The following is a 10,973-nucleotide window of genomic DNA, read 5'->3' as shown; positions in this document are numbered from 1 at the left end:
CTTATCCCGTTTTCCCGGCAGGGGCCTGGGTCTTGTCGCCCTGGCCCGTCGGAGGGGCCTGGGCCGGCGCTGCGGGCTGGCCGATGTCGCGCGGGCGCACGGGCGCGCCGGGGCGCACCTTGATGACGCCCTCCACGATCACCCGCTCGCCGGAGTTCACGCCGCTTTCCAGCAGGTAGTTGTTGCCGAGCGTGACGCCGAGCGTCACCGGGCGCGGCTCCACCGTGTCCTGGGCGTTCACCACCCAGACCATGGGACCCTGCTGGGTGCGCAGCACCGCGCCCTGGGGGACGGTCATGGACTGCTTGAGCACCGCGCCGAGGAGTCTGGCGCGCACGAACTGGCCGGGCAGGATGTCGCCCGAGGGGTTGGGCAGCTCCGCCCTGGCCTTCACCACGCCGGTCTGGGCGTCCACCTGGGTGTCCATGAAATTGATGTGGCCCGAATGAGGATACTCCGTGCCGTCGGACAGCAGCAGGCGCACCTCGAAATCTCCGCCCTTGGGAAACACGATGCGGCCCTCGGCGCGGTCCTTGCGGAACTTCATGGACTCCGCTCCGGGGATGGAGAAGTTCACGTACACCGGGTCGATGCGGTTGATGGTGGTCAGGAGGCTCGAGTCCGCCGTGTTGCCGATGAGGCTGCCTTCGGACTTGGTTTCCTTGCTGGTGATGCCCGTGATGGGAGCCTCCACCCGCGTGTAGCTCAGGTTGATGCCCGCCTCGCGCACTTTGCCCTGGGCGGCGCGCACGTCGGCGGTGGCCGACTCGTACTCGGTCTGGGCGTCGTCGATGTCCTTCTGGCTGATGACGTCGGCCTGGCGGAGCTTTTTCATGCGGTCCAGGTTGCGCTTGGCGCTGGCGAGCCGCGCCTCGGACTGGCCGAGCGCACCCTTGGCCTGCTCAAGCGCTGCCTTCAGCGGTTCGGGGTCGATCTCGAAGAGCAGGTCGCCCTGGCGGACCTTCGCGCCCTCCTCGTAGGCGCGGCGAAGCAGGATGCCGCCCACGCGGGCGCGCACCTGGACCTCGCGCGAGCCGGAAACCTGCCCCACGTACTCAAGATCGAGGGGGATATCGGCGCTGACCAGGGTCTTCACCACCACTTCCGACGGCGGCGGGGCACCGGCTCCGGGCGTCTGGCCGGAACTGTCCTTTCCGCAACCGGCCGCGCCCAACAACGACAGCAAGGCAACGAGCGGCAGCAGAAGACCGCGCCCACGCTCATGCATGAACAGCTTCATAACGTGCATCCTCCGGGGAAGCTCCCGCCACTGGGACCAGCGACGGGTGAAATAGATAGCATCCGATTAGCTAGCTACCTAACTATGTGGACGGGGGACGTCAAGTGATAGGACGGGAGACGAAGAATCGACCGGAAATCTGGACACGCTGGCCAAGGGGCGAGAGGCGTGCTCCGCCGACTTCCTGGCGCCATACTACAAGAAGAAGTGAAACATCGCGATTGCCGGAAATCTCAGCTGACAGTTGAAGACCACCGTGGGCACGCCTCCGAGACGTGCTCCCCCGCATCGTTGGCATACTGGAGCACATCGTCCTGAAACCGTATCGTGACATCCTTGCCCCCGGGACGTCTGCACGTTCCCTCGAAGCCTGCGTCCGACTGGTACCAGACAGGTTCCCACAGGCAATTGAAGCAGGAGTTCTTGACCTTGTGTTTCTGCTCTTTGTGCATCGGTACCTCTCGCCTCTCCCAATAAGACGAGCGACCGGATTGAAAAGGGAGGGATTCACGAAAAAACAGCCCGGTCCGCGCTTCGTGCGAACCGGGCAACGTGCCACTCCCATGAATAACATGCACATGTCTTCAGGGCGCAAGGCATGACCTCAAATTTCCGGAAGGCGTGCCGGTTACGGCGTTCCCAAAAGCTTCTGCGAGCAGTTCTCGGTCAGCTTCCAGCCCATGCGCTTCATCTGGCGCTTGGTCTCGGGACTGACCTTGCCGGTGGTCCAGAACTCCACTCCCTTGGCGGAAAGCTCCCTGGAGGCGTCTGCCAGCGCCCGAGCAACCGTCGCGATGGCGGGCGTCCAGGCCAGGTAGTCCAGGGGGAAGGCCAGTACCAGGGTTCCGTCCTGCTTCATTGCCCCAACGAAACGCCCCAGGGGCATGAAGCCGTCCAGCCGCGCCACGCCCTTGTCGTATCCCGCGTACATCTGGCTCATGCGCTGGCGGAACAGGGCCAGATCCTGGTTGTTGGTGTGCACCAGGAAGCTCACGAAGGCGGACTTGTTCTTCACGTTCGGCATGGCCTCCAGGGCCTTGACGATCCAGGTCTGCTGCGTGGGCGTGAAGTCCTCGTTGTCGATGAACAGTTCGGCCACGGAGGACGGCACGCCCATGTCCTTAAGCGACTGCCGGTTCTGGCGTCTCAGGTCTTCCGGCGCGACGGCCACGTCTATCTCGCCAAGCACAGCCGACCCGCTCACCGCGCTCACCGCGATGCCGACACCGCCCGGAATGAGCGCCTGGAGCGCGCTGCCGGTGATGCTGCCCGCGTACCCGGCCTTGGAGATGTCGTCCAGGCGCTGCTGCAACACCGGGTTGGTGGAATAGGGGTCCACGCCGAACTGCTTGGCGTAGTCGCGCTTGGTCTGGGAGAAGCCGACCAGCTTCTTGAAGCGGTTGTCCTCGTACTTGCTGGGGTTGCTCTCCACCAGACTCTCCTGGGCGCGCGCGAACATCTTGCCCACGCCGGAGAGCGCCCCGCTCACGGAATCGATGGGGTGCACCACCAGATTGGCCGCGCCCTGCACGGTCTGGACGCCCTTGTCCGCCAGGGATCCCCCGAACTGGCTGGAGGAGCTGACCTGCTCCATGGCGGCCATGGCTTTGACCTCCGCGATGCGGGTATGCAGGAGCGCCGTGGACACCACCGTGAAATCGCCGAAGCGCGAGTGCAGCACATAGGTATTCAGGTAGCCGTCGTTGGTGACGATGTTGTCCACCCGCCAATCCTTCCCGGACAGGAGGGACTTGGGCAGGACGGCGGAAGCCTCGAATGTCGGCGGGGATTCGAATTCCTGCGAAATGGCCGGATGTGCGGCGAACATGATGAGGGCGAACAAGGCGGACATGGACGTGAGGGCGGCTTTTACATGCGTCATGGCGTTCCTATCGCGGGTTTGTACGGCATTTGTGTTTATCACGGTCGGATTCAGCACCCAGGTGATCGCTGGACCCCATTGGTCTGCCCCACTCAAAGAGTATCTTACAGCAAAGATACGCCACCGGGAAGTTCTCAATATGGCGGGAGGAGCAGAAAGGAGTCACCTCGTCCCCGGCTGGGCAGGACATCGGCGGCACCGGACACGCTGCCGGAACCCGGCCCCCGTGCTCCGGTTGCTGGGAATGAAGCACCAGGGTTTACGTAATCATGCAAACCTTCTGCATGACATGACATTTAAGCCGCACAGCCCCGCAACCCTTCACGCTTGTGCTTTATGAGACACGCTCTGCGACTGCAGGCTACAGTGGACACCTTTCAGGCACACCAGGCAACTGATCCTGTCGGAGCATTTTACAGAGACTCAACCGCATCCTAAATTGTCAACGCACCAAACAAAAACAATGTCAAACCGTTAGCAACATGAACGTTGTCGGCCAACAACGCACTCTCCAATATTATTATTTCATTACAGCAACATAGGCAGATTTCCCCGCATTTTGTCGAAATACTTAACAGCAACAAGCGTGTTGCGCGCATGTTGACCATGCCCGAACCGCTCCCCGACCCGAGAGCCAAGACACCGGATTTGCGCACTTATATTATCAATTAATTACCAAAACCGACATCATTTTCACCAATACAACCAAACGATTAATATTGACCGCGACAGCCAGAGTTTCTGTATACCACCGTAATACCCTGCAATCCACCCAAGGCATGCTTATTGCTCTTACACCGCATACAATCTTGAGCTCGAGCTATTTTCTGGATTGCATTGCGGTTTTCCTGCTCACCACACCAACACCATGGGGAGGCCTTATGATAAAGCGTCTTTTGCTATGCTTCATGGCCGCGCTGATGTTGTGCTCTCTGACGGGCAACGCGATGGCCAGCACCATTGTCTGGGGGAACAACGCCTCCTTCGGGAACGTGACCCTGGAAGCGTTTGACATGTCCACCGGAGCTGTCGTGCAGCAATTTCTGGCTCCAAATCCGATCGCCGTGCAGGATAACGGTCGCGGCATCGCAGTCGTCGGCACTACCATCTACTACACAACGGCAAACTCGGGGAACATCTATGTAACCAACACAACCACCCACGCCGACCTGGGCATTCTTGTGGATACCGGCCTGAGCGGCATCGCCAGCATCGCCTACGACGGCACCGACCTCTATGTCATTCCGTACAACAACGGCACAGGCGTCTTCAAGTACACCACGGCCGGCGCCCTTATCGGCAACCTGCTTCCGGGGTTTGGCGGTAACAGCCAGGATGGGTTTGAGATCGCCAACAACAACATTCTCATGAACCATGGCGACGCCATCGGCCCGTACGACAAGTACGACCTTGCTGGAAACTTGATCCAGGCCAACTTCATCACACCGACCTTCGCCCCCACCGGCATTACGTTCGATGGCACCAACTACTTCGTATCGGACATCTTCAACAACGCCATCGCCACGTACGACATCAACGGCACCTTCATATCCCACACCGTTCTGGGCCTTCCCTTGCCCCAAAACGGCAACGGACGTCTCCTCGAAGACCTTTCGTCCCTTGGCAACGTCCCCAACAACCCTCCGCCAGGCTCCGTTCCCGAACCCGGCACCATGCTGCTCATGGGCGCGGGCATAGCCGGAGCGATCTTCATGCGCAGGCGCTCCCAAAAGGCCAAGGCTTAAACCCTGAACCACACCCCGGTTCCACATCAGCCCGGACGGCTCCCGCCTCCGGGCTGATTCTGATTTGTCAGCCAAGCCCGAGCTTACGACCCGCAAGGCCAGCCCGCCAGAAGGTGCACGCCTGCCCCCCCCTGCTGCGGACAAATCCAGGCACGAAAACAACAAATCCAGGCAGGGCGGGATTCAACCCCACCCAGCCTGGATCGCCGTCGCCTGACTTCAGCCCGCTGTGCCTACGGACAGGAAATGACCTTGTAGTAGGTGTTTCCGCCCTGGCGGACCTCCTGGAAACACTGGCCGTCCGCGCTGTAGACCGTACCCTTCGAGGAATTGGAGACGGCTATGGCCGTAGCCGGAAGAATGGTGAGCATCGCGCCCAAGGCCATGCCCGCAGCCACGCCCGAGGCCGAGGGGCCGTAGTACCCGCCGTAGCCGTACCCGTAGGCAGGCGCGACCGGGACCGGAACAGGCACCGGTGCAGGCACGACCCTGCCGCGCGGTGCGGCCACCACCCCACCGTTGGGACCGACGGCGGCAGCGCCATAAGGGCCACGGACAGCTGCCCCCCCGCCGGGGCCGACTGCTGCGGCTCCGTAAGGCCCGCGCACGGCTGCTCCGCCAGCGGGTCCCACGGCGGCAGCACCTCTGGGACCTGCGGCGGCAACGCCTCCGCGCGGCCCCACACCCACGGCTCCGCGCGGCGAGTAGGCCACAGTTCCTCCACGGGGTCCGGAGGCCACACCGCGTCCGCCGCCCCTGGCCTCGCTGTCGGTCGGCGTGAACCAGTCGCCCATGAGGACAAGCCCCCCCGTCAGCCACAGCACCAGCGCCAGCGAAACGGTTCGTTTCGCGGCACGCATGGTTTCGGGTTTCATGTGGCCTCCTACTTGCCGGACTTCGCGCCGGTGATGACTGCGTCGTCGCGGGTGAAGCCGACTGGCGCCGAGAAAGCGAAGGCGTCCAGGGACGACTCGCCCGTCTTCCAGCCGCTGAGCACAGCGGTGAACTGCGGGGAACTGCGCAGCTTCTTCTCGGTGATCACGATCTTTCGCGGCAGGGCGCTCGGGCCGTCCTCCACCCATATCTGCCAGTCCACGTCCTTGCCCTGGAAGAACAGGTGCTCGCACACCGTTCCGCGCACCTTGGACTTGCCAACGTAATAGCCTGCCACGCCCTTCAGCTTGGAGCAGGTGTCGTTGGAGAGCAGGTCGCCCAGGGGTGATTCAATCCCATAGGTGGAGGCCAGCATGTCCATGAGGGCGTCCGTGTCCATGGCGGCGGCGATCTGGCCGTAGACCTTCTTGTCCGGCAGGGAGAGGCTGAAGGTCTTGCCGTCGAACACCGAACTGGCCTGGAAATCATCGCCCGCCGTGGCGACCTTGAACGCTCCCGGCCGCAGGACCGACACGTCCATCACGCGTCCTGCCTGGATCTTGGAGCCGTCCTGATAGACCTTGTCCACGGCAACCTCGGCCCGGAAGGAGTAGCTCTTGAGAGCCCCGAGCGCCTTGCACGCCTTGTCGAGGATCTGGGCGGCCTTTTCTTCCATAACGGGCGTTTCGGGAACCTCCGCCTTCTTCTTCGCGGCAAGGCCCAGGCCGGGCAGGGCCAGAAGACACGCCAGCGCGACCGCGAAAGCCGCCTTGGGAGCACAGCGCATGCGAACCTCCATCACTCTCGTGTTTGCATCTGAAAGACTCATCGCCTGTTCGAACGGACGTCTTCCCCGAAGGGGCGGGTGGGATGTTCGCCTCATGTACGTCGCCATGCCCATGAGACCTTTTTATTGATCTTTTGTCAGGTGACTTGGGAAAAGGCAAGCCGCCTGAACGGCCCGACGGCCCGACGGCCCGACGGCCCGACGGCCCGACGGCCCGACGGCCCGACGGCCCGACGGCCCGACGGCCCGAAAAACAGCCTACTTGTGAATTTTATGTCAAGTAGACGGAGCAACTTTTTTTCACTTTCCCCAACCTTTCCTACCAACCGGGTCCGCATGCCTCCCCCTGAAAACGCAACAAGTGCCAACATTACCGCATGTTAACCAACACTCTCAGCCCTGAATCGCCTCTGACTTTTCTGCCCTGACCCGACAAAAACACGACCCCAGCCCAGCCATGGCATTGCTCAATTCCTTACCAGGAATTCATCCGGAGCCATTCTCCAGGCCGCACAACCATCCGAATCGTGCGACTCGCATCCTGGACTTCTCCCGTATCGGCAGGCCTTTAGCTTACATTTTTGTCTGACAATCTGAGGAAATTACAAACTTCAGAGAATTAGTGCTGGCAACAAAGTCAACTTTATCATAGGGTAGCAGCAAAGAAATCAAGCTGCGGTCGTGACGCCTGCCAGCGTCTTTCTCCCCCCGCTGCCTGTAACCATACTCGACTTCTCCTTAGCCTTCATGGGCTTCCCCCTTGTTGGGAAGCATTTCATATGGCGACACGTCTTACGGAAGGAGGATTGTAGTGGGAAACGGCTCGGAAAATGACCTTCTCTATATTGCAGCGTTCTTCCTGGCCGGCCTTGGCTTTGCGGTCGGTCCTTTCATAATCGTCGCTCTTCTCTCCCCCCGCTCCACACGAAGCGTTCGCCAGAAAACAAAACAGCTCATCGAATGCGGCGTTGATCCGATCGGCGATGCCTGGGTCAAATTCAGCGTCGTCTACTATCTTTACGCCCTGATGTTCGTGGCTTTTGCCGTGGACATACTGTTCCTGTTCCCGGCAGCCCTGGTCTACAACAAACCTGGGCTTGTTGATGGCTCTCGAGCATTCCTGGAAATCCTTCTTTTTGTCGGAATCCTTTCGCTCATTATAGTGTACGCTTGGAAAAAGGGAGTCTTCGATTGGAAACGCAAGAGTTACAGCCACCGATAGTCCAGTTCTCGCAGCTCTCGAAACTGCTCGACCTGTGCCGGGCGAACTCGCTGTGGCCCATGACCTTCGGGCTGGCCTGCTGCGCCATCGAGATGATGGCCACCGGCGCGTCGCGTTTCGATCTGGCCCGCTTCGGCGCGGAGGTCTTCCGCCCGTCGCCCAGGCAGAGCGACGTGATGATCGTCACCGGGACCATCAACAAGAAGATGGCCCCGGCCGTCCAGACCCTCTACGACCAGATGCCCGAGCCCAAGTGGGTCATCGCCATGGGCAACTGCGCCATCTCGGGCGGCCCGTTCGTGTTCGAGGGGCAGTACAACGTGGTGGAGGGGGCCTCGAAGCTTTTCAACGTGGACGTGGTCATCCCTGGATGCCCGCCCAGGCCCGAGGCGCTGATCGAGGGCATCCTCAAGCTTGAAGAGAAGTTGACCGGCACACGCAGGTGGCCGCGAGTGGAGGCAGTCTGATCATGGACACCGATGCCATAACCCGGCCCCTGGAAGCTGTCCCCACCGCAGCCGTGAAAACGGTGGACTACAAGGCCAGGGGATTCCACCTGGATGTGAGCGTCTCCCCGCAACACCTGCGCGATGTGGTCACGGTGCTCGACCGCACGGGCTTCTTCATCGAGACCATCACCGGCGTGGACTGGCTGGGGGAAAAAGCCGCCCTGCGCAAGGAGGCCGAAGCTGCGGCTGCGGCCAAGGCCAAGGCTGCCGCCGCCAAGGCTGCCAAGGCCGCCGAAGAAGCCGCTGCCGAAGTCTCCACGGATGAAATCCCCGCTCCCAAAGCCGAAAAGGCCCCCGCACCCGCCGCCGCGCCAGAAGCGCCCAAACAGCCCGAAGCCCCCCAGACGGACGACCTGGAAGCCGTCTACGACTTCAACCGCTACGACACGCTCTTCCGGGTGGCCGTGCGGGTGCGCGTGCCCCGCGACGCGCCGGAAATTCCCACGATCTCGGAAATCTACCCCGCCGCCCACTGGCACGAGCGTGAAGCCCGCGACTTCTTCGGCTTCACCTTCGCGGGCCACCCCTACATGGTGCCGCTGCTCTTGCCCGAGGACGCCGACTTCCATCCCCTTCGGAAGGATTTCACCGCATGAACTCTTTCGCCCCAAACCCGGCCAACGAGACCTTCGTCCTGAACCTGGGCCCGCAGCACCCCGCCACTCACGGCGTGCTGCGCATAAAACTGGTGATGGACGGCGAGTACATCGTCGAGGCGGAGCCCGTGCTCGGCTACATCCACCGCATGCACGAAAAGATGGGCGAGAACCGCACCTGGGCGCAGTTCATGCCCAACACGGGCCGCATGGACTACCTGCACGCCCTTGCCTACAACCACAACTTCGCATGCATCGTGGAGCGCGCGGCTGGCATCGAGGTGCCGGAGCGGGCCGAATTCATCCGCGTCATCACCAGCGAGCTGAACCGCATCTCCAGCCACCTGCTCTGGTTCGGGGCCTTCATCCTGGACCTGGGCGGCTTCTCCCCGCTGCTCTACGCCTTCGACGACCGCGAACAGATCCTGGACCTCCTGGAGACCGTGACCGGCTCGCGCCTCACCTACTGCTACTTCCGCTTCGGCGGCGTCTACAACGACATCGACGAAAACTTCGAGGCCGGAGCCAGGGCCTTCATCACCCGCATGCGCGAGCGCATGCCCATGTACCACGCCCTGGTCACCAAGAACATCATCCTGATGAAGCGGCTCAAGGACATCGGCCACGTGCCTGCCGAAATGTGCCGCAAGTACGGCGCCACCGGCCCGGTGGCCAGGGGCGCAGGCATCGACTTCGACGTGCGCAAGCACGAGCCCTTCTCCATCTATCCGCGCTTCGACTTCGACATCCCCGTGTACCACGAGGCCGACTCCATGGCCCGCTACATGGTGCGCATGGACGAGATCGAGCAGAGCCTGCGCATCATCGAGCAGGCCCTGGGGTCCATGCCGGAAGGTCCGGTGATGGCTGAGAAAGTCCCCAAGACCCTCAAGCCCCCCAAGGGCGACTATTACCACGCGGTGGAGACGGCGCGCGGCTCCTTCGGCATCCGGGCGGTCAGCGACGGGACCAACACCCCATGGCGGCTCAAGCTGCGCACGCCGAGCTTTTCCAACCTGATCGTGTTCGGCGAGGCCGCCCGGGGGATGCTGCTCCCGGACGCGCTGGCTCTGCTTGGGAGCCTGGACCTGGTCATTCCTGAGATCGACAGGTGAGGAGGCGCGATGTTTCTTGACTCTGAACTGATCCGGCTCTTGGCTTTCGTGCTGGGGGTCGTCGGCTTCGTGGCCATGAACGCGGCCTACCTCGTGTGGCTGGAGCGCAAGGAAGCGGGCCACATCCAGCGGCGCATCGGCCCCAAGGAAGTCGGCCCCTACGGCCTGCTCCAGCCCATGGCCGACGGCCTGAAGCTGATGACCAAGCAGCTCATCACACCGGACGGAGTGGACCCGATCCTCTTCAAGGTCGCCCCCATCCTGGTGATGGTCCCGGCCATCATGAGCTTCGTGACGCTGCCCTTCAGCGAGACCCTGGTGGCGCGAAACCTGGACGTGGGCCTTCTGGCCGTGTTCGCCTTCGCCTCCATCAACGTGCTGGGGCTTCTGCTGGGCGCGTGGGGCTCGCGCAACAAGTACGCCGTCATCTCGGCGGCGCGCGTGGTGTCGCAGAACGTGGCCTACGAAATCCCCATGCTGATCATCATCGTCACCCTGGTGATGATCACCGGCACCCTGAACCTGCACGAGATCGTCACCTTGCAGACCGGCGGGTTCTGGCACTGGAACGTCCTCAAGTTCACGGCCAGCCCGCTCATGCCGGTGGCCTTCCTGATCTTCTTCATCTGCATGCTGGCCGAGACCAACCGCGCCCCCTTCGACATGGCCGAGGCCGAGAGCGAGCTGGTGGCGGGCGCGTTCACGGAATACCCGGGCATGGGTTTCGGCGTGTTCTTCATGGGCGAGTACGCCAACATCGTGGTGGGAACGAGCCTTGCCACCATCCTGTTTCTGGGCGGCTGGGACTGCCCCCTGGGCCTCTTCCCCGGCGTGCACTGGTTCCTCATCAAGATGTACGCGCTCATCTTCGTGGTGATCTGGATACGCTGGACCTATCCGCGAACGACCTTTTACGGACTCCTGAACCTCTCCTGGAAGATCCTGATCCCCGTTGCGTTCTTCAACCTGATCCTGACCAGCGCCATGTTGAAGGTGTTCTAGCC

At 62.1% G+C, this 10,973-nt stretch carries 10 protein-coding genes; 6 read left to right on the top strand and 4 right to left on the bottom strand.

Annotated elements, in window-relative coordinates:
- Position 1: 1 nt before the first annotated feature.
- Both G453_RS23885 and G453_RS0112815 read right to left on the bottom strand, forming a co-directional pair.
- On the bottom strand, positions 2-1,240 hold the full coding sequence (locus tag G453_RS23885; protein WP_043645693.1) for an efflux RND transporter periplasmic adaptor subunit: 1,239 nt from the start codon (positions 1,238-1,240) through the stop codon (positions 2-4).
- A gap of 628 nt (positions 1,241-1,868) precedes the next feature.
- On the bottom strand, positions 1,869-3,122 hold the full coding sequence (locus G453_RS0112815; RefSeq protein WP_027191397.1) for a hypothetical protein: 1,254 nt from the start codon (positions 3,120-3,122) through the stop codon (positions 1,869-1,871).
- A gap of 881 nt (positions 3,123-4,003) precedes the next feature.
- On the opposite strand from G453_RS0112815, the gene G453_RS26370 reads away from it, so the two are divergent.
- Positions 4,004-4,867 (top strand): PEP-CTERM sorting domain-containing protein, encoded by an 864-nt coding sequence (locus tag G453_RS26370; protein ID WP_051272388.1) that lies wholly within the window; start codon positions 4,004-4,006, stop codon positions 4,865-4,867.
- A gap of 233 nt (positions 4,868-5,100) precedes the next feature.
- Here G453_RS26370 and G453_RS23875 read toward each other — a convergent pair whose 3' ends face one another.
- Complete coding sequence (locus G453_RS23875) at positions 5,101-5,742, bottom strand: hypothetical protein (protein WP_043645690.1); 642 nt, start codon at positions 5,740-5,742, stop codon at positions 5,101-5,103.
- Positions 5,743-5,750: 8 nt separating this feature from the next.
- Positions 5,751-6,527 carry a DUF2092 domain-containing protein gene (locus tag G453_RS26365; RefSeq protein WP_051272387.1) on the bottom strand — a complete coding sequence of 259 codons (777 nt, stop codon included), beginning with the start codon at positions 6,525-6,527 and terminating at the stop codon, positions 5,751-5,753.
- Between the two features lie 811 nt (positions 6,528-7,338).
- Between G453_RS26365 and G453_RS0112795 the strand changes: the two genes are divergently transcribed.
- The 5 genes from G453_RS0112795 to nuoH are packed head-to-tail and all read left to right on the top strand — an operon-like array spanning position 7,339 to position 10,971.
- Positions 7,339-7,749, top strand: coding sequence for an NADH-quinone oxidoreductase subunit A (locus tag G453_RS0112795; RefSeq protein ID WP_027191396.1), 411 nt, complete (start codon positions 7,339-7,341; stop codon positions 7,747-7,749).
- Complete coding sequence (locus G453_RS23865) at positions 7,719-8,216, top strand: NADH-quinone oxidoreductase subunit B (protein ID WP_043645688.1); 498 nt, start codon at positions 7,719-7,721, stop codon at positions 8,214-8,216. Before G453_RS0112795 ends, G453_RS23865 begins: the two co-directional genes overlap by 31 nt.
- A 2-nt stretch (positions 8,217-8,218) precedes the next feature.
- Entirely contained in the window at positions 8,219-8,854 is a 636-nt protein-coding gene (locus G453_RS0112785; protein ID WP_027191395.1) for an NADH-quinone oxidoreductase subunit C, read from the top strand.
- Complete coding sequence (locus G453_RS0112780; protein ID WP_027191394.1) at positions 8,851-9,969, top strand: NADH-quinone oxidoreductase subunit D; 1,119 nt, start codon at positions 8,851-8,853, stop codon at positions 9,967-9,969. The genes G453_RS0112785 and G453_RS0112780 overlap by 4 nt, the downstream gene beginning before the upstream one ends.
- 9 nt (positions 9,970-9,978) lie before the next feature.
- Entirely contained in the window at positions 9,979-10,971 is a 993-nt protein-coding gene (nuoH, locus tag G453_RS0112775; RefSeq protein ID WP_027191393.1) for an NADH-quinone oxidoreductase subunit NuoH, read from the top strand.
- The last annotated feature ends 2 nt before the right edge of the window (positions 10,972-10,973 follow it).

The organism is Fundidesulfovibrio putealis DSM 16056 (assembly GCF_000429325.1).
Classification (GTDB): Bacteria; Desulfobacterota; Desulfovibrionia; order Desulfovibrionales; family Desulfovibrionaceae; genus Fundidesulfovibrio; species Fundidesulfovibrio putealis.
The sequence above is the reverse complement of the archived record's forward strand: the minus strand, read 5'-3'. Positions and strand labels throughout refer to the sequence as shown.